Here is a 21,801-nt window from a genome sequence, read left to right on the forward strand (position 1 = left end):
GGCAGAATAATAGAAGTCCCCCCAGGGATGACCTCGACCCCTTACGGAGCGCGCAATGCAGACTTTGTTTCCGCAGATCAAACCTCACGCACGGCACGATCTGGCCGTCGATGACACCCATACGCTGTACGTCGACGAAAGCGGTTCACCGGAAGGTTTGCCGGTGGTGTTCATCCACGGAGGTCCCGGCGCCGGGTGCGACGCCCAGAGTCGCCGCTACTTCGATCCGAACCTGTATCGCATTGTCACCTTCGACCAGCGCGGTTGCGGTCGCTCCACGCCCCACGCCAGCCTGGAAAACAACACCACCTGGGATCTGGTCGAAGACCTCGAGCGCATCCGCAAACACCTGGGCATCGACAAATGGGTGCTGTTCGGCGGTTCCTGGGGGTCGACCCTGGCGCTGGCGTACGCGCAGACCCATCCGGAGCGCGTGCATGGTCTCATCCTGCGCGGGATCTTTCTCTGCCGTCCGCAGGAAATCGAATGGTTCTACCAGGCTGGCGCCAGCCGTCTGTTCCCCGATTACTGGCAGGACTACCTCGCGCCGATTCCGCTGGACGAGCGCGACGACCTGCTCAGCGCTTTCCACAAACGCCTGACCGGCAACGACCAGATCGCCCAGATGCACGCGGCCAAGGCCTGGTCGACCTGGGAAGGGCGCACCGCGACCCTGCGTCCGAATCCGCTGGTGGTCGACCGCTTCTCCGAGCCGCAGCGCGCCTTGTCGATCGCGCGGATCGAATGCCACTACTTCACCAACAATGCGTTCCTTGAGCCAAACCAGCTGATCCGCGACATGGGCAAGATCGCCCATCTGCCCGGCGTGATCATCCATGGTCGTTACGACGTGATCTGCCCGCTCGACAACGCCTGGGAACTGCATCAGGCCTGGCCGAACAGCGAGCTGCAGGTGATCCGCGATGCCGGCCACGCCGCCTCGGAACCGGGCATCACCGATGCACTGGTGCGCGCCGCCAGCAAAATGGCCCGTCGTCTGCTGGACCTGCCGCCCGAAGAAGCATGAAGGGTCTGTTGCAGCGCGTGAAAGGCGCGCGGGTCGAAGTGGCGGGCGAGGTGGTCGGCAGTGTCGATCAGGGTTTATTGGTGCTGGTGGCGGTCGAACCCGACGACACGCCGGCCAGCGCCGACAAACTTCTGCATAAGCTGCTTAACTATCGAGTGTTCAGTGACGCGGAGGGCAAGATGAATCTGTCCCTGGCGGATGTGGGCGGCGGGTTGCTGCTGGTCTCTCAGTTCACCCTCGCTGCCGACACCAAAAGCGGGTTGCGCCCGAGTTTCTCGACCGCCGCCCCTCCGGCGCTGGGCGAAGAATTATTCGACTACCTATTAAGCAAAGCGAAACAGATGCATGGCACAGTGGCATCAGGTAGATTCGGCTCGGATATGCAGGTGCACCTGGTCAACGATGGCCCGGTAACCTTCCTGTTACAGACATGAAAGCGCTTGAAACATCTTTTTAAGGGCTTTTCGACTGAAAACAGGGAATTTTCGCGATAAATACTTTGTTACCCCTGATGCGTTGTCACGCGGGCTACTAGATAATCGCGCGCTACGGGGATCAGCGTTCGTTGGTCCATTTTGACTTAGGTAGAGACTTGTCCGGATCCGATTGGGGAATCATTTTGACCCAGCGGAGTCGGAACAATGCTCGCCAACTTGGCAAGGGTGTCCTGAAAGGTCGGTTTTTTTGTACCGAATCCCTCACAGGCACTTCATCTGGCCGTTGGTTTATTGATCTGTTTTCGGCGAGGGTTGCTCGTGATTGTTAGTCCCTGTAATGCAGCAAAATTGTCTGCCAAACGCTTGCGCAGCGCTCTGGTAGCGGGCTCGGCAGTACTCTGCCTGCTCAGCGCCGGCCAGCTTTGGGCATTCAATCTTGACGATGTGTCGGCCAAGGCCAAAGAGCTGGCCGGGCAGAAGTTCGAAGCCCCGCGCAGCAACCTGCCGAACGAATTCCGTGAAATGAAATTCGCGGACTATCAGAAGATTCGTTTCCGCACCGAAAAAGCCGAATGGGCCGACCAGAAGACCCCGTTCAAACTGTCCTTCTATCACCAGGGCATGCACTTCGATACACCGGTGAAAATCAACGAAATCACCGCGAACACCGTCGAAGAGATCAAATACGATCCGAGCCGTTTCGATTTCGGCGACCTGCAGTTCGATCCTAAGGCCACCGAACAACTGGGCTACGCCGGTTTCCGTGTGCTGTACCCGATCAACAAGGCTGACAAGCAAGACGAAATCATGACCATGCTGGGCGCGAGCTACTTCCGCGTCGTCGGCAAGGGTCACACCTACGGTCTGTCGGCCCGTGGCCTGGCGATCGATACCGCTCTGCCGTCCGGCGAAGAATTCCCGCGTTTTCGCGAGTTCTGGATTCAGCAGCCGAAGCCGGGTGACAAGCACCTGGTGATCTTCGCCCTGCTGGATTCGCCACGTGCGACCGGCGCCTACCGCCTGATCCTGCGTCCGGGCAGCGACACCATCGTCGACGTCAAGGGCCAGATGTACCTGCGTGACAAGGTCGGCAAGCTCGGCATCGCGCCGCTGACCAGCATGTTCCTGTTTGGCGCCAACCAGCCGTCGAAGGTGCTCAACTACCGTCGTGAACTGCACGACTCCAGCGGTCTGTCGATCCATGCCGGCAACGGCGAGTGGATCTGGCGTCCGCTGAACAACCCTAAACATTTGGCTGTCAGCCAGTTCAGCGTCGAGAACCCGCGTGGTTTCGGTCTGCTGCAACGTGGCCGTGACTTCAGCCACTACGAAGACCTCGACGACCGCTACGACAAGCGCCCAAGCGCCTGGATCGAGCCGAAGGGCGACTGGGGCAAAGGCACTGTCGATCTGGTAGAGATTCCGACCGCCGACGAAACCAACGACAACATCGTTGCGTTCTGGAGCCCGGAAAAACTGCCGGAGCCTGGCCAGCCGCTGGACTTCGCCTACCGCATGCACTGGACCATCGACGAAGCCGCGCTGCACGCACCGGACAGCGCCTGGGTCAACCAGACCCTGCGCTCCACTGGTGACGTCAAACAATCGAACCTGATCCGTCAGCCGGATGGCAGCGTTGCCTACCTGGTCGACTTCGAAGGCCCGTCCCTGGCCGCTTTGGCCCCGGATGCGGACGTTCGCAGCCAGGTCAGCGTCGGCGACAACGCCGAACTGGTCGAGAACAGCGTGCGCTACAACCCGGAAACCAAGGGCTGGCGCCTGACCCTGCGGATGAAGATCAAGGACGCGAGCAAGTCCACCGAGATGCGCGCAGCTCTGGTGCAGCCAGTGGTCACCGCTGATCTGGCCAAGTCTTCGGTACCGACGTCCAACTCGTCGGTAGCCAAGGCCGACAAGGTTGCCGCCAAGCAACAAGAGAAAGCCGACAAGGAAGCCAAGGCCGCCGAGGCCAAACAGGCCGACGCCAAGCCGGTTGCAGATGCCAAGGACAAGGCCAACAAAGACGCCAAGCAGCCAGCCGCTGCGGACGCGGCCCCAGCCACACCGGAATCGGCACCGACTGAAGAAGTCCTGACCGAGACCTGGAGCTATCAGTTGCCTGCCGATGAGTAACTCTCAAGTACAGCCAGAGACTCTGTCCGAGTACCTGGCGCATCTGCCGATGACCGACGAGCAGCGCGCGGAACTCGCGGGCTGCCAGTCCTTCAGCGAATTGCATGAACGCCTGTCGTCCAAGACCTTTGACGCGCCGACCGAAGCCGCCCAGGCTTCGGTGGGCAAGCGCCTGACCCTGAGCACCGCCGAAGAGCTGCAAGACGCGGAAATGCTGGTGCTCGACGCCAGCGGCCGGGTCAGCATGAAGGCCACGCCGCCCATCCGTCGGACCAAGGTCGTGCCGGAGCCGTGGCGCACCAACATTCTGGTGCGTGGCTGGCGCCGCCTGACCGGCCGGACCAACCCGCCGCAACCGCCGAAGGACGCCAACGTGCTGCCGGCGGCGCGCTGGCGCACGGTCGGTTCGATCCGTCGCTACATTCTGCTGGTGCTGATGCTGGGGCAGACCATCGTCGCCGGCTGGTACATGAAAGGCATCATGCCGTACCAGGGCTGGTCGTTCGTCGATCTGGAAGAAGTCCTGCATCAACCGCTGCTGCAAACCGCCACACAAGTGCTGCCGTATGCGCTGCAGACCAGCATCCTGATCATGTTCGGGATTCTGTTCTGCTGGGTGTCGGCCGGTTTCTGGACCGCGCTGATGGGCTTCCTCGAATTGCTCACCGGCCACGATAAATACCGGATCTCCGGTAAAAGTGCCGGCAACGAGCCGATTCCGAAAGACGCCCGCACCGCGCTGGTGATGCCGATCTGCAACGAAGACGTACCTCGGGTGTTCGCCGGTCTGCGCGCGACGTTCGAATCGGTCGCCGCTACCGGCGACCTGGACCGTTTCGACTTTTTCGTCCTCAGCGACAGTAACGACTCCGACATCTGCGTGGCCGAGCAGCAGGCCTGGCTGGACGTCTGCCGCGAGGCTAAAGGCTTCGGCAAGATCTTCTATCGCCGCCGTCGCCGCCGCGTCAAACGCAAGAGCGGTAACCTCGACGACTTCTGCCGTCGCTGGGGCGGTGACTACAAGTACATGGTCGTACTTGACGCCGACTCGGTGATGAGCGGCGAGTGCCTGACCAGTCTGGTGCGCCTGATGGAGGCCACTCCGGACGCCGGTATCATCCAGACCGCGCCGCGCGCTTCGGGCATGGACACGCTGTATGCACGCATGCAGCAGTTCGCCACTCGTGTGTACGGTCCGCTGTTCACTGCCGGTCTGCACTTCTGGCAGCTGGGTGAATCCCACTACTGGGGTCACAACGCGATCATCCGCATGAAGCCGTTCATCGACCACTGCGCCCTGGCGCCGTTGCCGGGCAAGGGTGCGTTCTCTGGTGCGATTCTCTCTCACGACTTCGTTGAAGCTGCGCTGATGCGCCGTGCCGGCTGGGGCGTGTGGATTGCCTACGATCTGCCGGGCAGCTACGAAGAACTGCCGCCGAACCTGCTCGACGAGCTCAAGCGTGACCGTCGTTGGTGCCACGGCAACCTGATGAACTTCCGTCTGTTTCTGGTAAAAGGCATGCATCCGGTGCACCGCGCGGTGTTCCTGACCGGCGTGATGTCTTACCTGTCGGCGCCGTTGTGGTTCTTCTTCCTGGTGTTGTCGACCGCGCTGCTGGCGGTGAACACGCTGATGGAGCCGCAGTACTTCCTCGAACCGCGTCAGCTGTATCCGCTGTGGCCACAATGGCACCCGGACAAGGCGATCGCGCTGTTCTCGACGACTATCGTGCTGCTGTTCCTGCCGAAGCTGTTGAGCATCATCCTGATCTGGGCCAAAGGCGCGAAAGAGTTCGGCGGCAAGTTCAAGGTGACCCTGTCGATGCTGCTGGAGATGCTGTTCTCCATGCTGCTGGCGCCGGTGCGGATGATTTTCCACACCCGTTTCGTTCTGGCCGCGTTCCTCGGCTGGGCCGCGACCTGGAACTCGCCGCAGCGTGACGACGACTCCACGCCATGGAGCGAAGCGGTCAAGCGTCACGGTCCGCAGACCCTGCTGGGCTTCTTCTGGGCGCTGCTGGTGATCTGGCTGAACCCGAGCTTCCTCTGGTGGCTGGTGCCGATCGTCGGTTCGCTGATGCTGTCGATTCCGGTGTCGGTGATTTCCAGTCGCGTCGGTCTGGGCCTCAAATCCCGTGACGAGAGCCTGTTCCTCATCCCCGAGGAATACAATCCGCCACAGGCGCTGCTGGCCACCGATCAGTACACCCACGAAAACCGCTGGCACGCGCTGAACGACGGCTTCGTCCGCGCCGTGGTCGATCCACAGCAGAACGCCCTGGCGTGCTCGCTGGCGACTTCGCGTCACGGTCAGGCCGAGCCGATCGAATGGCTGCGTCAGGAACGTGTGCGTCACGCGATCAAGGTCGGCCCGGCCGGGCTGAACAACCATGATCGCCTGCAACTGCTGAGCGATCCGGTGGCCCTGGCCCGTCTGCACGAGCAGGTGTGGGCCGAAGGTCACGCCGAGTGGCTGGATGCATGGCGGGCTTCGGTGAAAGCCGACCCTCATGCACCGCTGCTGCCGCTCAAGCCTGTGAGCTTGCAGGCGCAACCGGCCTGATGAAGAAACCCCGCGAAAGCGGGGTTTTTTTTGCCTGCCGATTACCGTCGCGGATCACTCGTTCCCACGCTCTGCGTGGGAATGCAGCCCGGGACGCTCTGCGTCCCATCCGGCACCAACCGATCAAAAAACCTTGTGCAAACGGACGAGTGCGTTAGCATCCGTCCCCGAATTGGCGCACCCGGGCAATCTTGTCCATTTCTGTCGGTTTTCGCGCCGCAAACGCAATGGTTTTGGGGACTTGAAGATGAAGAAGTATCTGTCGATGCTGCTGGTCGGCGTCACGGCACTGGTTGCAGTCAATGCGGCGCAGGCCGGTGCCATCGATGACGCGGTCAAGCGCGGTTCGTTGAAAGTCGGTATGGATCCGACCTACATGCCGTTCGAAATGACCAACAAGCGCGGCGAAATCATCGGTTTCGAAGTCGACATCCTCAAAGCCATGACCAAGGCCATGGGCGTCAAGCTGGAGCTGGTCTCCACCGGTTACGACGGGATCATCCCGGCACTGATGACCGACAAGTTCGACATGATCGGCAGCGGCATGACCCTGACCCAGGAACGCAACCTGCGCCTGAACTTCAGCGAACCGTTCATCGTGGTCGGCCAGACCCTGCTGATCCGCAAGGAACTGGAAGGCACCATCAAGTCCTACAAAGACCTGAACACCGCCGACTACCGCATCACCTCCAAGCTCGGCACCACCGGCGAGATGGTCGCCAAGAAGCTGATCTCCAAGGCCAAGTACCACGGCTACGACAACGAGCAGGAAGCCGTGCTCGACGTGGTCAACGGCAAGGCTGACGCCTTCATCTACGACGCGCCGTACAACGTCGTTGCAGTGAACAAGGTCGGCGCCGGCAAACTGGTGTTCCTCGACAAGCCGTTCACCTACGAGCCGCTGGCCTTCGGTTTGAAGAAGGGTGACTACGACAGCATCAACTTCATCAACAACTTCCTGCACCAGATCCACGAAGACGGCACCTACGATCGCATCCATGACAAGTGGTTCAAGAGCACCGAGTGGCTCAAGGACATGGAATAAGGCCCGCCCGCTGATCGTTCCCACGCTTTGCGTGGGAACGCCGCCCGGGACGCTCCGCGTCCCTTCGCAAGCGTGACGCAGAGCGTCACAGGATGCATTCCCACGCAGAGCGTGGGAACGAGCGAATCAGAGAAACATTCAATGAAACAGAAAAAAGCCCAATGGCCCTGGCACGTCCTGACCGTGCTGGTGCTGGTCGGCCTGGCCGGCGCGCTGTATTACGCCACGTCGCTGATGTCCTACGAATGGCGCTGGAACCGCGTGCCGCAGTACTTCGCCTATCAGGCCGAGGAAACCCAGCGCGCGACCGACATTTCCACCGTCAGCGAACTGGTGCGCAAGGGCGGCAGCGCGCAGGTCACCCTGCGCAACGATGCCGGTGACGAGCAGCACCTGACCGTCGACGAAAACAGCCTGCAATTCGCTCAGGGCGACGATGTGGCCGAAGGCGACGTTGTGGGCGTGACGCGGCATTGGGCGGCAGGTCCGCTGTTGTGGGGCCTGTGGACCACGCTTTGGCTGTCGGTGGTGTCCGGGGTGCTGGGTCTGCTTATCGGTCTGGCGACCGGGTTGTGCCGGCTGTCGAGCAACCCGACCCTGCGCGACCTGTCGACGATCTATGTCGAACTGGTGCGCGGCACGCCGCTGCTGGTGCAGATCTTCATTTTCTATTTCTTCATCGGCACGGTGATGAACCTGTCCCGGGAATTCGCCGGGATCGCCGCGCTGTCGCTGTTCACCGGCGCCTACGTCGCGGAAATCATCCGTTCCGGCGTGCAGTCGATTGCCCGTGGCCAGAACGAGGCGGCGCGTTCGCTGGGTCTGAGCGCTGGTCAGTCGATGCGTCATGTGGTGCTGCCGCAAGCGTTCAAGCGCGTGCTGCCACCGTTGGCCGGGCAGTTCATCAGTCTGGTCAAAGACACCTCGCTGGTGTCGGTGATCGCCATCACCGAACTGCTGAAAAGCGGTCGTGAAGTCATCACCACGTCGTTCTCGCCGTTCGAAATCCTGTTCTGCGTCGCCGGCCTGTACCTGTTGATCAACCTGCCGCTGTCGAAAATCGCCAGCCGGCTTGAGCGGAGGCTCGCGCAAAGTGATTGAAGTCCGCGATCTGGTAAAAGTCTTCGACACCCGTGGGCAAGTGGTGCGCGCGGTGGATAACGTCAGCACGTCCGTGGACAAGGGCGAAGTGCTGGTGGTGATCGGCCCGTCCGGTTCCGGCAAATCGACGTTCCTGCGTTGCCTCAATGGTCTGGAAGAGTTCGATTCCGGCTCGGTGAGCATCGACGGCCTGCAACTGGCCGACCCGAAAACCGACGTCAACGCCTACCGCCGCGAAGTCGGCATGGTGTTCCAGCATTTCAATCTGTTCCCGCACATGACCGTGCTGGAAAACCTGTGCCTGGCGCAGAAAGTCGTGCGCAAGCGCGGCCAGAAGGAAAGCGAGGCCAAGGCTCTGGCATTGCTGGAGAAGGTCGGCATCGCCCAGAAGGCCCGCGAATATCCATCGCGCCTGTCCGGCGGTCAGCAGCAGCGCGTGGCGATTGCCCGGGCGCTGGCGATGGATCCGAAGGTCATGCTGTTCGACGAACCGACCTCGGCCCTCGACCCGGAAATGGTCGGCGAAGTGCTGGACGTGATGAAGAACCTGGCCGTGGAAGGCATGACCATGGTCTGCGTGACCCACGAAATGGGCTTCGCCCGGGAAGTGGCGGATCGGGTGCTGTTCTTCGATCACGGCAAACTGCTGGAAGACGCCTCGCCTTCAGAGTTCTTCGATGCACCGAAGGACCCGCGAGCCCAGGCGTTCCTGCGGCAAGTCCTCTAAACGCAGGGCAAAAAAAACGCAGCCATTGGCTGCGTTTTTTTATCACTGATCGTTCCCACGTCGAGGCGTCGAACCGTCTGCGTGGGAATGCCGCCCAGGACGCTCTGCGTCCCTTCGCAAGCGTGACGCGGAGCGTCACAGGATGCATTCCCACGCGGAGCGTGGGAACGATCGGGCGTCCACTTACACCTTGAACCGGCCCACCAGCGTTTGCAGGTGAGTGCCCAAACGCGCCAGCTCGACGCTGGAGGCCGCCGTCTCTTCACTGGCCGCCGAGGTCTGGTCCGAGACATCCCGCACGTTCAGCACGCTGCGGTTGATCTCTTCGGCCACGGCGCTCTGCTGCTCGGCCGCCGCGGCGATCTGCTGGTTCATCGCCTGAATCGCCGAAACGGTACGGGTAATGCTTTCCAGCGAGCCACCGGCACGCCGGGTCAGCTCGACGCTGCTGTCGGTCAGGGTGCGGCTGTTGTCCATGATCGTCGCCACTTGCTGGGTGCCGTTCTGCAGGCCGACGATCAGCTCTTCGATCTCTTCCGTGGACTTCTGAGTGCGCTGGGCGAGGCTGCGGACTTCGTCGGCGACCACCGCAAAACCACGTCCGGCTTCACCGGCACGGGCGGCCTCGATGGCGGCGTTGAGGGCCAGCAGGTTGGTTTGCTGGGCCACGGACTTGATCACGTCGAGCACGCTGCCGATCTTGTCGCTTTCGCGCTTGAGCTCGCCCATGGCCTCGGTGGAGTGGCCGACTTCGGCAGCCAGACGTTCGATCTGGGCGATGGCTTCGCCAACCACCTTGTCACCTTCACGGGCCTGCTGGTCAGCAGCGACGGCCGCTTCCGAGGCTTCCTCGGCGTTGCGCGCGACTTCCTGCACGGTGGCGGCCATTTCGTTCATGGCGGTGGCGACCTGGTCGGTCTCGATTTTCTGATTGTTGACCCCGGCGCTGGTCTGCTCGGTCACGGCGGACAACTCTTCGGCGGCGCTGGCAATCTGGGTCACGCCGTCGCTGATGCCGCCGATCAATTCGCGCAGGCCCTGAGTCATGCTCTGCATCGAGCGTTGCAGTTGACCGAGTTCGTCGCGGCGCAGAGATACCAGATTGTGGGTCAGGTCGCCGGCGGCCACCCGCTCGGCAACTTTCAGGGTCTGCTCCAGCGGAATGATGATCTGCCGGGTGATCGCCCAAGCGGCGAGCAGACCGAAGGCCACGGCCAGCAGGGTGGCGATCAGCAGCTGGTTCTTGGCGCTGGCGGCATCGGTGTCGCGGACGATGGTCTGGGATTCGGTGAGTTTCTTGCTGACGTCGAGCAGGATGTCGCCCTGGGCTGACATGCGAGCCAGCGCCTTGGCATTGTTCACCTGGGAGTCGCGGAACTGGCTGACGGCAGCGCGGTAAGCCTTCAGCGATTCGGTGGCCTGTTGCAGGTTGGCAATGTGTTGCTCGGGCAGTTTGCTCGGCAGGCTTTCAAGATTGTTCAGGGCGGCGGCGATGGCATCCAGCGCCGGTTGTTCGGCCTCGGCCTTGCCGCTGTAGGTGTAGCCGCGCACCTGATAGCGCGCCTGTTGCAGCAGTTTGCTCAGCTCGATCACGCTGTTGAATTGCGCGACGCTGTCGCCTTGCAGCAGGGATTTCTCGACTTCGCTGACCTTGGCCACGGCGTTGTCGGCACTGGCGCCGAGTTTGCTGCGGGCGTCTTCACGCTGCACGGTGGCCTGGGTCATGTCGCCAAAGGCGCGTTTGTACTCGGCGACCGCCGCCAGTTGCTGATCGATCATGGCCACGTCGGACGGTTGCTCGATCATGCCGCGAGCGCTTTGCAGGCCGCTGTCGAGTTTGCCGAGCAGGTCGTTGACCGCGCCGGGGCCCTGTTCGCCACGGCGGGCTTCATAGTCCAGGCGCGCCAGGCGCAGGTCTTTGGTCAACTCGTTGAGGCTGGAGATGAACCCGAGCTTGTCGCCCCGGCTGATGATCCCGCTCATGCCGGTCCAGCCGGTGAAGGTGATCAACAGGGTCAGCAGCAGCACCAGGCCGAAACCGATTCCAAGCTTGCGTTTGACGCTGACGTTTCCAAGACTCTCGGCTAACCAACGGTACATGCGACGACTCCCCTCGGACCACTAATTGGACTTATGGAGAGTGTATCGGCCGCATGATGGCAATCTGTAACGCGATTTGTCTGGAGAAGGGCTTAGAACAGAAGTGCTCAGAACAACCGGGCGAGCAGCGCGGTGACGGCGGTTTCGACCCGCAGGATTCGCTCGCCAAGCTGCACCGGTTGCAGCCCGGCCTTGGCCAGCAGATCGATTTCGTAGGGAATCCAGCCACCCTCGGGGCCGATGGCCAGGGTTACAGGTTCGTTCAGGGCGCGGGGGCAGGGCGGGAAATTGCCTGGGTGCCCGACCAGGCCGAGGGTGCCGTCGGTGATGGCCGGCAGGCGATCTTCGACGAACGGCTTGAAGCGCTTCTCGATGATGATCTCCGGCAACACCGTATCCCGAGCCTGTTCGAGGCCGAGGATCAGTTGTTCGCGAATCGCTTCCGGCTCCAGGAACGGCGTTTGCCAGAAGCTTTTCTCGACCCGGTAGCTGTTGACCAGAATCACCTTCGACACGCCCATGGTCGCCACGGTCTGAAACACCCGGCGCAGCATCTTCGGGCGGGGCAGGGCGAGCACCAGGGTCAGCGGCAGTTTGGCCGGCGGCGGTTGATCGAGGCTGACTCGCAGCTCGGCTTCACCCGCGTCCAGACGCAGCAGCTCGGCCGAGCCCATCAACCCGTTGATGCGCCCGACCCGCAGGCTGTCGCCGACTTCCGAGCGGTGGACTTCCTGCATGTGAGTCAGGCGCCGATCACGCAGCACGACGCGGTCGGCCGCGATGAAGTCGGCCTCTTCGAGCAGCAGCAGGTTCATGGCTGAGTCGCTGGCGGCTGGTCGTTGTGATCGTCGGCGGTTTCTTCCGGGCGCTCGCGTTTGCTGACCAGACTGCCGAACAGGATGCCGACTTCGAACAGCATCCACATCGGCACGGCCAGCAGGGTCTGGGAGAAGATGTCCGGCGGGGTCAGGATCATGCCGACCACGAAGCAGCCGATGATCACGTACGGACGGATCTTCTTCAGGTATTTGACGTCGACCACGCCGATCCACACCAGCAGCACCACGGCCACCGGGATTTCGAACGCCACGCCGAAGGCGAAGAACAGCGTCATGACGAAATCGAGGTAACTGGTGATGTCGGTCATCATTTCCACGCCGGCCGGGGTGGCCGAGGCGAAGAACTTGAAGATCAGCGGGAACACGAAGAAGTAGGCGAACGCCATGCCGGTGTAGAACAGCAGGATGCTGGAGATCAGCAACGGCACTGCGACACGCTTCTCGTGCTTGTACAGGCCCGGTGCGATGAAGCCCCAGATCTGATGCAGGATCACCGGAATCGCCAGGAACAGCGAGACCATCATCGTCAGTTTCAGCGGCGTCAGGAACGGTGACGACACGTCGGTGGCGATCATCGTCGCACCGGCCGGCAGGTATTCGCGCAGCGGCGTCGAGACGAAGGTGTAGATCTGCTGGGTGAAGGCAAACAGCCCGGCGAAGATGATGAAGATCGCCGCGACGCAACGCAGCAGGCGGGTGCGCAACTCGGTGAGGTGCGAAACCAGCGGCATGTGCTGGTCGTTTTCGGGGAGATCGCTCATGGGGCTCGCGGCGGCAGAGTGGTGTCGTGAGGCGCTGGTGTGGTCGGCGCGGCGGTTGGGGCTACGTGTTCAACCGAGGCTGGCGCGACGACAGGCGCTGGTTCGGTTGGCGCTACAGCAGGTGCTGGTGGCGTCGCGGCGGCAGGCGCATGAATCGTCTGCTCACCCACATGCTCGACCGGCGTCGGCTCCTGCTGAACCGGCGTGAAAATCTTCCGCGCCTCCTGTTCCAGCGACAGGATGTGCTCGTTGTGCAGTTGCCGACGGATTTCGTCGGCACCGATTTCACGCTCAACTTCCTGTTTGATCGCGTTGAAGCTGCGCTTCAGCCGTCCGACCCACAGGCCGGCGGTGCGTGCAGCGCCCGGCAGACGCTCGGGGCCCAGCACCAGCAGGGCAACGAGGCCGACGAGCAGCAGTTCAGAGAAGCTGATACCAAACATTAGTCAGTGCTCACACGTCTTTGCGGATCGGCTCTTCGACTTTCTGCGCCTGCACGTCGATGGTGTGCGGCGGGTTGGCCTGAGCGGTGGCTTGCGGCTGAACCGGCGGCACCGGTTGCGCAGGCGTGACGGTTGGATCGGCCGGTTTTTCGTCGTCGTTCATGGCTTTACGGAAGCCCTTGATCGATTCGCCGACGTCGGTGCCAAGGTTTTTAAGTTTCTTGGTGCCGAATACCAGTACCACGACCACCAGGATGACGATCCAGTGTTTCCAGTCAAAAATGCCCATGTTGCTGTTCCTCTCTAATAGTTGTTCAGGCGGACGGGCGCGAGGCTTTCTCGACGTGTCCGGACAGGCCGAAACGGCGATCCAGTTCATCCAGCACCGCCTGCGGATGCTGCCCCAGCTGGGCGAGCATGACCATGCTGTGGAACCACAGGTCGGCGGTCTCGTAGATCACGTCGCTGCAGTCGCCGCTGACGGCGGCGTCCTTGGCGGCAATGATCGTTTCGACCGATTCTTCGCCGACTTTCTCCAGAATCTTGTTCAGACCCTTGTGATACAGGCTGGCGACATACGAGCTGTCGGCGGCTGCGCCCTTGCGCTCTTCCAGCACCTGAGCAAGGCGGGTCAGGGTGTCACTCATGTTTGTGTCCTGCGGAATAGATGGCGTGCGGGTCTTTCAGGACCGGGTCGACCGTTTTCCAGTCGCCGTTTTCGAAGACGCGGTAGAAGCAGCTTTGACGGCCGGTATGGCAAGCAATGTCGCCGATCTGTTCGACCATCAGGATGATGACGTCGGCGTCGCAGTCCAGACGCATTTCATGCAGCGTCTGTACGTGGCCGGACTCTTCGCCCTTGCGCCACAGCTTGCCACGGGAACGTGACCAATAGATGGCACGGTTTTCCGCCGCGGTCAGCTCCAGGGCTTCGCGGTTCATCCAGGCCATCATCAATACGCGTCCGGTCTTGTGATCCTGGGCAATCGCCGGCACCAGGCCATCGGCGTCCCACTTGATCTCGTCCAGCCAGTTTTTCATCTTCGACTCCGACAGCGAACCCACACTTCAATAGTCGGGCTCAGGCGTTGAAACAGTGTGCCAGCCGATCACGGAACTGGCTATCGGCGAACGACCAGATACAAGCCGACTGCCACCATGATTCCGGCGGGCCAATGCCCCAGTTCGTGCATCGGGCCCCCGGCAGCGAGGATCGTACCACCCGCCAGATGGGCGCTGCCGAGCAGGCGCAGGAACCAGTCGTCCTTGCGCTTTTTCCACGGTGGCGGCGGGTCGTTGGCGTGGGGCTGGGACATGCGTTCGAGCAGGTCGCGGGCCATGTTGGCCAGGTGCGGCAGCTGTTCGAACTGGCTCTGGACGTTGCCGATCAAGGCTTTCGGGCTGACGCGCTCGCGCATCCAGCGTTCGAGGAACGGCTGCGCGGTGTTCCACAGATCGAGGTCCGGGTACAGCTGACGGCCCAGGCCTTCGATGTTCAGCAGGGTCTTTTGCAGCAATACGAGTTGCGGCTGCACTTCCATGTTGAAGCGGCGCGCGGTCTGGAACAGGCGCATCAGCACCTGGCCAAATGAAATATCTTTTAATGGTTTTTCGAAGATCGGCTCGCACACGGTACGGATCGCCGCTTCGAATTCATTGAGCTTGGTTTCCGCCGGCACCCAGCCCGAATCGATGTGCAATTGCGCCACGCGGCGGTAGTCGCGCTTGAAGAACGCGAACAGGTTGCGCGCCAGATAGTCCTGGTCTTCCGGGGTCAGGCTGCCGACGATGCCGCAGTCGATCGCGATGTACTGCGGGCTCCACGGGTTGACGGTGCTGACGAAGATGTTGCCCGGGTGCATGTCGGCGTGGAAGAAACTGTCGCGGAACACTTGGGTGAAGAAGATCTCCACGCCGCGTTCGGCGAGCATTTTCATGTCGGTGCGCTGGTCGGCGAGGGTCGCCAGATCGGTCACCTGAATCCCGTAGATGCGCTCCATCACCAGCACTTTCGGTCGGCACCAGTCCCAATAGACTTGCGGTACGTAAAGCAGCGGCGAGCCTTCGAAGTTGCGTTTCAACTGGCTGGCGTTGGCCGCCTCGCGCAACAGATCGAGTTCGTCGTAAATGGTTTTTTCGTAGTCGCTGACCACGTCCACCGGGTGCAGCAGGCGAGCGTCGGCGGAGACTTTCTCGGCGGCGCGGGCGAGGATGAACAGCCACGCCAGATCCTGGGCGATGATCGGTTTCAGGCCAGGGCGGATCACCTTGACCACCACTTCTTCGCCGGTCTTCAGTTGCGCGGCGTGTACCTGCGCCACCGAGGCCGAGGCCAGCGGTTCGACGTCGAAACGGCTGAACACTTCGCTGATCTTCTTGCCCAGTTGCTCTTCGATCAGCTTGACCGACAGCTGCGAATCGAACGGCGGCACGCGGTCCTGCAACCGCATCAGCTCATCGGCGATGTCTTCCGGCAGCAGGTCGCGGCGGGTCGAAAGGATCTGCCCGAACTTGATGAAGATCGGCCCCAGATCCTGCAAGGCCAGGCGCAGGCGTGCGCCACGGCTCAGGTCCAGCGGCTTGCGCGGGAACCAGCGCCACGGCAAGACGTAGCGCAGCGCCAGCAGGAACCACGGCAAAGGCAGATCGAACAGCAGGTCATCGAGGCGGTAGCGGATCACGACGCGCTGGATGCGCAACAGACGGCGGACGGCGAGCAGCTTCATGCGTTATCGCTTGGGTCGAGGGATCGGGAAAGGCGCTCGAAGCGCGCCTCGAGACGTTCCAGATCGAGTTTGATCCGGTCCAGTTCGCTGAAGCGGGCTTCGGCTTCGCGCTGACCGACGAGGGTGCGTGATTCTTCGGCCAGGTATTCGGCGAGGTTCTGGTTGAGGCTGGCAAATCCTTGTTGATACCAGCGGGCGCGGCTGCGTAGGTGACCGCCGACCAGTTGCGTGGCGACAGGTCCCAGCCAGCGCGAGAGTTCGTACTCCCAGTCCAGCTCCAGATCCTGCAGCACGCCCGCCAGTTCCAGCAGCACGCCGCTGTCACCGTCGAGTTCGACTTCCGGCGCGTGCAGCACCGCCGTCTTGTCCTTGCTCAGGGCCAGTTTCACCAGGCTCGAAGCCGGGGCACGCAGGGTGCAGTCGACGCCGGTTTCCCAGTGGGACGCCAGCATCAGGCCTTCGTCGCTCGGCAGGATGAACAGTTGCAGCGCCGGGCTGCGGCAATCCACGGCAATCACTTTGCCGGTCAGATGCGCCAGTCGCGGCAGCGCCGTGCTGTCGAGACGCAGCACCCGGTTCAGGCCGAGTTCGACGCTGGCGAGCAGCCCGGTCAGCAGCATCAGGGTTTGATGCCGCGGTGCAGGGCGACGATGCCTGCGGTCATGTTGTGATAGGTCACACGGTCGAAACCGGCGTCGACCATCATCGACTTCAGGGTTTCCTGATTCGGGTGCATGCGGATCGATTCGGCCAGGTAGCGATAGCTTTCCGAGTCGTTGGTGATCAGCTTGCCCATCAGCGGCATGAAGGCGAACGAGTAGGCGTCGTAGGCCTTGGACATCAGCGCGTTGGTCGGCTTGGAGAATTCCAGCACCAGCAGACGGCCGCCCGGCTTGAGTACGCGCAGCATCGAACGCAGGGCGTCTTCCTTGTGCGTCACGTTGCGCAGGCCGAAAGCGATGGTCACGCAGTCGAAATGGTTGTCCGGGAACGGCAGCTTTTCCGCGTCGGCCTGGACGAACTCGACATTGCCCGACACACCGACATCCAGCAGGCGGTCACGACCGACCTTGAGCATGGATTCGTTGATATCGGCCAGTACCACCTGACCGGTCGGGCCGACCAGGTGCGAGAATTTCTTGGTCAGGTCTCCCGTGCCACCGGCAATGTCCAGCACGCGATTGCCGGCGCGCACGCCCGACAGTTCGATCGCGAAGCGCTTCCACAGACGGTGCATGCCGCCCGACAGAAGGTCGTTCATCAGGTCGTACTTGGCGGCCACGGAGTGGAACACCTCAGCGACTTTTTCCGCTTTCTGGCTTTCCGGAACGTTTTTGAAGCCGAAGTGAGTGGTGGGTTCGGCATCGCTGCCTTTGCGCTGATCAGTCATATCGCTGTCACCAAAAGAGAATGCGCGACATTCTAATCCCCAAGCCATGCTTTGTCTTGGAATGGCTAAAGGTAAGATGGGCAACCTTCGGGACGATTTGCCGCAGTGGCGGTCAAGATTCGTTGCAGGCATTCATAGCCCCATTCAAAAAGCAGGAGTCATTCAATGGCCCATATCAGTGTTGAGCGTGCCCACAGCCTGGGCAAGGAAGCGGCCCGCGAGAAAGCCGACAAACTGGCGCAGAAACTCTCCGATCAATATGGCCTGGAGCCGCAGTGGTCGGGCGATGTCCTGAACCTCAAGCGTTCGGGCGTGAAGGGCGCGGTGCATGTGGCCGAGGATTCGATCCGGGTCGACGTGGAACTGGGCCTGATGATGTCGGCCATGAGCGGCATGATCAAAGCCGAGATCGAAAAGGCGCTGGATAAAGCGCTGGTCTGATTTCTGCCTGAAATGAAATCCCCCTGTGGGAGCGAGCTTGCTCCGGGCGGCGATCCGACGAATACGTTGTATCAGCCGACATTTCCGTGACTGACACACCGCATTCGCGAGCAAGCCCGCTCCCACATTTGTTTTGTGGTGTGCCCACCTGTTTATGTCAGTTGTTAGGGTGCCGTTTCTAATTTTTCTCCCTACTTTGTGCCTGAGCCCGACACTCGTCAGGGCAGTTCCTCAAACCTTCTGCGCGTGAGGTGCACCATGGCCAAAGTCATTTTGAAGAAAAAAATCGACGCTTCGACTTCCGCTCTGAGCGACGTCAAATCCTATGCCCGCAAGATCTGGCTGGCAGGCCTGGGTGCCTACACCAAGGTCGGTCAGGAGGGCAGCGAGTACTTTCAGGAGTTGATCAAGGCTGGTCAAACTGTTGAAAAGAAAGGCAAAAAAGCCGTCACCGAAAAACTCGAAGCGGCCAACGCCGAGATCGATGAAGCCAAGAGCGAAGTCAGCTCTTTCAAAGGCCGGGTCGAAGTTCAGCTCGACAAGGTCGAGAAGGCGTTCGACACGCGTGTCGCCAGTGCCTTGAATCGTATCGGCATTCCGTCTAAACATGACGTTGAGGCACTCTCTGCTAAGCTCGATGAGCTGACGGCATTGCTCGAACGCGTCGCGCGTAAATCTTAAGGAGAACGGGATGGCTGGTAAAAAGAACACCGATAAAGAAGGCAGCTCGTGGATCGGAAAAGTCGAAGACTATTCCCGCAAGATCTGGCTGGCTGGTTTAGGCGTGTACTCGAAGATCGACACTGACGGCAGCAAGCTCTTCGATACATTGGTCAAAGACGGCGAGAAAGCCGAGAAGCTCACCAAGGCTGCAGTCGGCAAGAAAGTCGATGCTGCCAAGGACTCTGCAAGCTCGGCAAAATCGCGCATCAGCGGCGTGAAAGATCGCGCACTGGGCACCTGGGATCAGCTGGAAGGGGCTTTCGACAAGCGCCTGAACAGCGCGATTTCGCGCCTGGGCGTACCGAGCCGCAACGAGGTGAAGGATCTGCACAAGAAGGTCGATACCCTGACCAAGCAGATCGAAAAACTCACCGGCCTGAAAGCTCAGCCTGTCGCGGCCAAAACCGCAGCAGCCAAGCCTGCGGCCAAAACCGCTGCCAAGCCACTGGCTAAAGCCGCCGCCAAACCGGCCGCAAAACCAGCAGCCAAAACTGCTGCCGCCAAGCCTGCAGCGAAAGCCGCGGCCAAACCGGTTGCCGCCAAGGCCGCCGCCAAGCCGGCAGCAAAACCAGCTGCCAAACCTGCGGCCAAGCCAGCAGCGAAAACCGCTGCCGCCAAACCCGCTACCAAGCCTGCCGCCAAACCGGCTGCGGCGAAAAAACCGGCAGTGAAAAAACCGGCCGCGCCGAAAGCCGCTGCGCCGAAAGCTGCAGCACCAAAACCGGTGACCACACCGCAAGCACTGGCAAGCACGTCGAACTCCGCCTCGGCTCCAACCCCGACGCCTGCTCCGACTGCTGCATCGACTCCGTCGACGCCAACCAGTCAGTCCTGATTTTTCAGGGCTCAAGAAAACGCCCGGCCTGTGAAGGTCGGGCGTTTTTGTTTGGGTAAAAGCCGTCGGATTACTCGTGATCTTCGAGATACTGCAAAGCCATCCTCTCCGTCGCCACCTTCACCGGCGGCAACAGATGCGGCGCGACCAGCATCATGATCTGGTACACCACCAGCCGCACTTCCCCTTCGCGATCGAGAATCCGCTGATAGTCCAGCGAGAACAGCAACGTCATGGTGATCTGCTCCACCAGTTGCCCCAGCGCCTGGGTGTCGCTGACCAACTGCCCCGACGCCTTCAGCCGCGCCAGCAATGACGCCAGCGTGCGCTTGAGCACGTTGAGGAACTGGCGAATGCCCTTGGCCAGTTTCGGCAGGCGTCCGGCCAGGTTCGACAGGTCCTGGAACAGGAAGCGGTACTGCGCCAACCGTTCGACGATCAGGTGCAGGAACAACCAGTAATCCTCCGGCGCCAGTTCGACATCGGCGGGCGGGTCGAGCAGCGGGGCGAGGTCGTTCTGGAAGCGCTCGAACAGGCCGAGAATCAGCGGTTCCTTGCCATGGAAGTGGTAGTAGAGGTTGCCGGGGCTGATCCCCATTTCATTGGCAACCTCCATGGTGGAGACGTTCGGCTCGCCCTTTTCATTGAACAACTGCAGGGCACATTCGAGGATCCGTTCGCTTGTTTTCATCCAGTCTTCTTAAAAGGGCTTGAGTCAGTCAGCGCACACGCACATAGGTGCCGGGTGCCGCTTCCATCGGTGGATAATTGGCGTTGCCGAGGGGCATCTGGGTTTCGCGCAGGGTGCCGGAGCGCTGCTGCACCCACTCCAGCCACTGCGGCCACCAACTGCCGTCGACTTTCTTGGCGTCGTAGTACCAGGCACGCGGATCACCGCTGAGCTTTCCGTTCTCGACGTAATTGGCTTTCGGGTTGCCCGGCGGGTTGAGGATGCTCTGCACGTGGCCGCTGTTGGACAGCACGAAGCGCCGCTCACCGCCCAGCAACAGCGTCGAGCGATACACCGCGTCCCACGGCGTGATGTGGTCGTTCATGCCGGCCACGCTGAAGCTGTCGACCGTGACCTTTTGCAGATCGATCGGCGTGCCGCACACTTCCAGGCCACCCGGATGGGTCAACGGGTTGTGCTTGAAGAAATCCAGAATGTCGCCGTGAAACGCGGCGGGCAGACGGGTGCTGTCGTTGTTCCAGTAGAGAATGTCGAACGCCGGCGGCTCCTTGCCCAGCAGGTAGTTGTTGACGAAGTAACTCCAGATCAGATCGTTGGGGCGCATCCAGGCGAACACCTTGGCCATGTCGCGACCGTCCAGCACGCCTTTCTGATAGGAGCGCCGCTTGGCTGCTTCGAGCGTTTGCTCATCGGCGAACAGGGTGGCCGGGGTGTTCATTTCACTGTCGAGCAGGCTCACCAGATAGGTGGCGCTGGAGACCCGCCGCAACTGCCGCTTGGCCTGCAGATGCCCTTGCAGCGCCGCGATGGTCAGCCCGCCGGCGCAGGCACCCATCAGGTTGACCTCACGGGCGCCGGTGATTGCCCGGCAGATGTTCATCGCTTCTTCCACGGCTTCGACGTAGGTCGACAGGCCCCATTCGCGATGGCGCACATCCGGGTTGCGCCAGCTGATCATGAAGGTCTGCAAGCCGTTCTTCAGGGCGAACTGGACGAAGCTGTTGCTCGGGCTGAGGTCGAAAATGTAGTACTTGTTGATTTGCGGCGGCACCACCAGCAGCGGTTTCGAATACTGTTTTTCGCTCATCGGCCGGTACTGGATCAGCTCGAGCATTTCATTGCGAAAAACCACCGAACCGGTGGTGGTGGCGACCGTCTTGCCGACTTCGAAAGCCTGTTTGGTCACCTGGCGTGGCAGACCGTCGTTGTGCAGCAGGTCATCGAACAGATGGCTCAGCCCACGCACCAGACTGTGGCCGCCGGAGTTGAACAGTTCCTTGACCGCCAGCGGATTGAGCAGGGTGTTGGAAGGCGCCACGGCGTCGTTGAACAGGGTGAAGGCGAAGTGCGCACGGGCGCGGTCGTCGTCGCTCATGCTGCTCTCGTCGATCCAGCTCTTGACCTGTTTCTGCCAGGCCAGATAGGCCTGGAGGCTGCGCCGATAGAACGGGTTCAGGCTCCACGCTGGATCGGCGAAGCGGCTGTCCTGCGGATTGGTCGGGTGCAGGGTTTCGCCGAGCAGCACGCGTCCGAGCGCGCCTCCCAGCTTCAAGGCGTGTTTTGCACTGTGGATCGGATTGCGCAAACCGTGGGCAGCCACGTTGCGCAAGGTCGAGATCAGGTCCCGGCCGCGCAGACCGGTCATGGCACTCTGTGCATTGATGAACACGGCGGGGCTGGGCACGACGCCCGTCGCTGGTTTGTCACGCATGACTCAACACTCCTTCGTCTTCAGGCCAAAAACAAACACACCGAACCAGAACACCATAGACGCTGTTGCGGGTTGCTGCCTGCGTGGCCTCCTGCCACGCACCTGTCC

The 21,801-nt window shown here is 61.4% G+C and carries 22 protein-coding genes and 1 pseudogene; 10 read left to right on the forward strand and 13 right to left on the reverse strand.

Going from position 1 to position 21,801, the window contains the following annotated elements:
• The first annotated feature begins 55 nt into the window (after positions 1 to 55).
• The 7 genes from pip (at position 56) to AC0R79_RS02970 (ending at position 9,033) form a co-directional block, all read left to right on the forward strand.
• Complete coding sequence (gene pip, locus AC0R79_RS02940) at positions 56 to 1,027, forward strand: prolyl aminopeptidase (protein ID WP_007952436.1); 972 nt, start codon at positions 56 to 58, stop codon at positions 1,025 to 1,027.
• Entirely contained in the window at positions 1,024 to 1,461 is a 438-nt protein-coding gene (dtd, locus tag AC0R79_RS02945) for a D-aminoacyl-tRNA deacylase (protein ID WP_474733124.1), read from the forward strand. Before pip ends, dtd begins: the two co-directional genes overlap by 4 nt.
• 321 nt (positions 1,462 to 1,782) lie before the next feature.
• Positions 1,783 to 3,597, forward strand: a complete 1,815-nt coding sequence (locus AC0R79_RS02950) for a glucan biosynthesis protein G (RefSeq protein WP_102687895.1) — start codon at positions 1,783 to 1,785, stop codon at positions 3,595 to 3,597.
• Entirely contained in the window at positions 3,590 to 6,160 is a 2,571-nt protein-coding gene (mdoH, locus tag AC0R79_RS02955) for a glucans biosynthesis glucosyltransferase MdoH (RefSeq protein WP_474733126.1), read from the forward strand. The genes AC0R79_RS02950 and mdoH overlap by 8 nt, the downstream gene beginning before the upstream one ends.
• A gap of 247 nt (positions 6,161 to 6,407) precedes the next feature.
• Entirely contained in the window at positions 6,408 to 7,205 is a 798-nt protein-coding gene (locus AC0R79_RS02960; RefSeq protein ID WP_039772466.1) for a transporter substrate-binding domain-containing protein, read from the forward strand.
• Positions 7,206 to 7,346: 141 nt separating this feature from the next.
• Positions 7,347 to 8,306 (forward strand): amino acid ABC transporter permease, encoded by a 960-nt coding sequence (locus AC0R79_RS02965; RefSeq protein ID WP_007952431.1) that lies wholly within the window; start codon positions 7,347 to 7,349, stop codon positions 8,304 to 8,306.
• Complete coding sequence (locus AC0R79_RS02970) at positions 8,299 to 9,033, forward strand: amino acid ABC transporter ATP-binding protein (protein ID WP_474733129.1); 735 nt, start codon at positions 8,299 to 8,301, stop codon at positions 9,031 to 9,033. The genes AC0R79_RS02965 and AC0R79_RS02970 overlap by 8 nt, the downstream gene beginning before the upstream one ends.
• Positions 9,034 to 9,216: 183 nt before the next feature.
• Here AC0R79_RS02970 and AC0R79_RS02975 read toward each other — a convergent pair whose 3' ends face one another.
• From AC0R79_RS02975 to ubiE, 11 genes and pseudogenes are all read right to left on the reverse strand, one after another.
• Complete coding sequence (locus tag AC0R79_RS02975; protein WP_371850981.1) at positions 9,217 to 10,089, reverse strand: methyl-accepting chemotaxis protein; 873 nt, start codon at positions 10,087 to 10,089, stop codon at positions 9,217 to 9,219.
• Positions 10,072 to 11,133: pseudogene (locus AC0R79_RS02980) on the reverse strand (methyl-accepting chemotaxis protein); the annotation flags it as partial. The pseudogene AC0R79_RS02980 and the gene AC0R79_RS02975, both read right to left, overlap by 18 nt.
• A gap of 107 nt (positions 11,134 to 11,240) precedes the next feature.
• Complete coding sequence (locus tag AC0R79_RS02985) at positions 11,241 to 11,948, reverse strand: 16S rRNA (uracil(1498)-N(3))-methyltransferase (RefSeq protein WP_474733131.1); 708 nt, start codon at positions 11,946 to 11,948, stop codon at positions 11,241 to 11,243.
• A complete protein-coding gene (gene tatC, locus AC0R79_RS02990) occupies positions 11,945 to 12,733 on the reverse strand; it encodes a twin-arginine translocase subunit TatC (protein ID WP_007952425.1) in 789 nt (262 codons plus the stop codon). Before tatC ends, AC0R79_RS02985 begins: the two co-directional genes overlap by 4 nt.
• The gene (gene tatB, locus AC0R79_RS02995; protein WP_474733134.1) at positions 12,730 to 13,176 is read right to left on the reverse strand and encodes a Sec-independent protein translocase protein TatB; all 447 of its coding nucleotides are present in this window, start codon (positions 13,174 to 13,176) and stop codon (positions 12,730 to 12,732) included. The genes tatC and tatB overlap by 4 nt, the downstream gene beginning before the upstream one ends.
• A gap of 10 nt (positions 13,177 to 13,186) precedes the next feature.
• Positions 13,187 to 13,465: a twin-arginine translocase TatA/TatE family subunit gene (locus tag AC0R79_RS03000; RefSeq protein WP_007952423.1), complete on the reverse strand. Its 279-nt coding sequence runs from the start codon at positions 13,463 to 13,465 to the stop codon at positions 13,187 to 13,189.
• A gap of 25 nt (positions 13,466 to 13,490) precedes the next feature.
• The gene (locus tag AC0R79_RS03005) at positions 13,491 to 13,823 is read right to left on the reverse strand and encodes a phosphoribosyl-ATP diphosphatase (RefSeq protein ID WP_007952422.1); all 333 of its coding nucleotides are present in this window, start codon (positions 13,821 to 13,823) and stop codon (positions 13,491 to 13,493) included.
• Complete coding sequence (gene hisI, locus AC0R79_RS03010) at positions 13,816 to 14,217, reverse strand: phosphoribosyl-AMP cyclohydrolase (RefSeq protein WP_007909357.1); 402 nt, start codon at positions 14,215 to 14,217, stop codon at positions 13,816 to 13,818. The genes AC0R79_RS03005 and hisI overlap by 8 nt, the downstream gene beginning before the upstream one ends.
• A gap of 80 nt (positions 14,218 to 14,297) precedes the next feature.
• Complete coding sequence (ubiB, locus tag AC0R79_RS03015; RefSeq protein WP_007952420.1) at positions 14,298 to 15,902, reverse strand: ubiquinone biosynthesis regulatory protein kinase UbiB; 1,605 nt, start codon at positions 15,900 to 15,902, stop codon at positions 14,298 to 14,300.
• Entirely contained in the window at positions 15,899 to 16,522 is a 624-nt protein-coding gene (locus AC0R79_RS03020; RefSeq protein WP_007952419.1) for a ubiquinone biosynthesis accessory factor UbiJ, read from the reverse strand. The genes ubiB and AC0R79_RS03020 overlap by 4 nt, the downstream gene beginning before the upstream one ends.
• The gene (gene ubiE, locus AC0R79_RS03025) at positions 16,522 to 17,292 is read right to left on the reverse strand and encodes a bifunctional demethylmenaquinone methyltransferase/2-methoxy-6-polyprenyl-1,4-benzoquinol methylase UbiE (RefSeq protein ID WP_007952418.1); all 771 of its coding nucleotides are present in this window, start codon (positions 17,290 to 17,292) and stop codon (positions 16,522 to 16,524) included. Before ubiE ends, AC0R79_RS03020 begins: the two co-directional genes overlap by 1 nt.
• Positions 17,293 to 17,457: 165 nt before the next feature.
• Here ubiE and AC0R79_RS03030 point away from each other — a divergent pair, with 165 nt between their 5' ends.
• From AC0R79_RS03030 to AC0R79_RS03040, 3 genes are all read left to right on the forward strand, one after another.
• On the forward strand, positions 17,458 to 17,733 hold the full coding sequence (locus AC0R79_RS03030; protein ID WP_007952417.1) for a polyhydroxyalkanoic acid system family protein: 276 nt from the start codon (positions 17,458 to 17,460) through the stop codon (positions 17,731 to 17,733).
• 258 nt (positions 17,734 to 17,991) lie between these two features.
• On the forward strand, positions 17,992 to 18,414 hold the full coding sequence (locus AC0R79_RS03035) for a phasin family protein (protein ID WP_007952416.1): 423 nt from the start codon (positions 17,992 to 17,994) through the stop codon (positions 18,412 to 18,414).
• A gap of 10 nt (positions 18,415 to 18,424) precedes the next feature.
• Entirely contained in the window at positions 18,425 to 19,291 is an 867-nt protein-coding gene (locus tag AC0R79_RS03040) for a phasin family protein (protein ID WP_474733139.1), read from the forward strand.
• A 70-nt stretch (positions 19,292 to 19,361) separates the two neighbouring features.
• On the opposite strand, the gene AC0R79_RS03045 is transcribed toward AC0R79_RS03040, so the two are convergent.
• Both AC0R79_RS03045 and phaC read right to left on the reverse strand, forming a co-directional pair.
• Positions 19,362 to 19,982, reverse strand: a complete 621-nt coding sequence (locus AC0R79_RS03045; RefSeq protein ID WP_007952414.1) for a TetR/AcrR family transcriptional regulator — start codon at positions 19,980 to 19,982, stop codon at positions 19,362 to 19,364.
• A gap of 28 nt (positions 19,983 to 20,010) precedes the next feature.
• Complete coding sequence (gene phaC / locus AC0R79_RS03050) at positions 20,011 to 21,693, reverse strand: class II poly(R)-hydroxyalkanoic acid synthase (RefSeq protein WP_474733141.1); 1,683 nt, start codon at positions 21,691 to 21,693, stop codon at positions 20,011 to 20,013.
• Positions 21,694 to 21,801 lie beyond the last annotated feature (108 nt).

The organism is Pseudomonas sp. HD57-3 (assembly GCF_056113135.1).

Coding starts and splice junctions, on each gene's coding strand:
- AC0R79_RS02975 (WP_371850981.1), bottom strand. CDS start 10,089: ATGCAGAGCATGACTCAGGGCCTGCGCGAATTGATCGGCGGCATCAGC.
- AC0R79_RS02985 (WP_474733131.1), bottom strand. CDS start 11,948: ATGAACCTGCTGCTGCTCGAAGAGGCCGACTTCATCGCGGCCGACCGC.
- tatB (WP_474733134.1), bottom strand. CDS start 13,176: ATGTTTGGTATCAGCTTCTCTGAACTGCTGCTCGTCGGCCTCGTTGCC.
- AC0R79_RS03020 (WP_007952419.1), bottom strand. CDS start 16,522: ATGCTGCTGACCGGGCTGCTCGCCAGCGTCGAACTCGGCCTGAACCGG.
- phaC (WP_474733141.1), bottom strand. CDS start 21,693: ATGCGTGACAAACCAGCGACGGGCGTCGTGCCCAGCCCCGCCGTGTTC.
- AC0R79_RS03045 (WP_007952414.1), bottom strand. CDS start 19,982: ATGAAAACAAGCGAACGGATCCTCGAATGTGCCCTGCAGTTGTTCAAT.
- AC0R79_RS03000 (WP_007952423.1), bottom strand. CDS start 13,465: ATGGGCATTTTTGACTGGAAACACTGGATCGTCATCCTGGTGGTCGTG.
- dtd (WP_474733124.1), top strand. CDS start 1,024: ATGAAGGGTCTGTTGCAGCGCGTGAAAGGCGCGCGGGTCGAAGTGGCG.
- AC0R79_RS03040 (WP_474733139.1), top strand. CDS start 18,425: ATGGCTGGTAAAAAGAACACCGATAAAGAAGGCAGCTCGTGGATCGGA.
- mdoH (WP_474733126.1), top strand. CDS start 3,590: ATGAGTAACTCTCAAGTACAGCCAGAGACTCTGTCCGAGTACCTGGCG.
- AC0R79_RS03030 (WP_007952417.1), top strand. CDS start 17,458: ATGGCCCATATCAGTGTTGAGCGTGCCCACAGCCTGGGCAAGGAAGCG.
- ubiE (WP_007952418.1), bottom strand. CDS start 17,292: ATGACTGATCAGCGCAAAGGCAGCGATGCCGAACCCACCACTCACTTC.
- hisI (WP_007909357.1), bottom strand. CDS start 14,217: ATGAAAAACTGGCTGGACGAGATCAAGTGGGACGCCGATGGCCTGGTG.
- AC0R79_RS02965 (WP_007952431.1), top strand. CDS start 7,347: ATGAAACAGAAAAAAGCCCAATGGCCCTGGCACGTCCTGACCGTGCTG.
- ubiB (WP_007952420.1), bottom strand. CDS start 15,902: ATGAAGCTGCTCGCCGTCCGCCGTCTGTTGCGCATCCAGCGCGTCGTG.
- AC0R79_RS03005 (WP_007952422.1), bottom strand. CDS start 13,823: ATGAGTGACACCCTGACCCGCCTTGCTCAGGTGCTGGAAGAGCGCAAG.
- tatC (WP_007952425.1), bottom strand. CDS start 12,733: ATGAGCGATCTCCCCGAAAACGACCAGCACATGCCGCTGGTTTCGCAC.
- pip (WP_007952436.1), top strand. CDS start 56: ATGCAGACTTTGTTTCCGCAGATCAAACCTCACGCACGGCACGATCTG.
- AC0R79_RS03035 (WP_007952416.1), top strand. CDS start 17,992: ATGGCCAAAGTCATTTTGAAGAAAAAAATCGACGCTTCGACTTCCGCT.
- AC0R79_RS02960 (WP_039772466.1), top strand. CDS start 6,408: ATGAAGAAGTATCTGTCGATGCTGCTGGTCGGCGTCACGGCACTGGTT.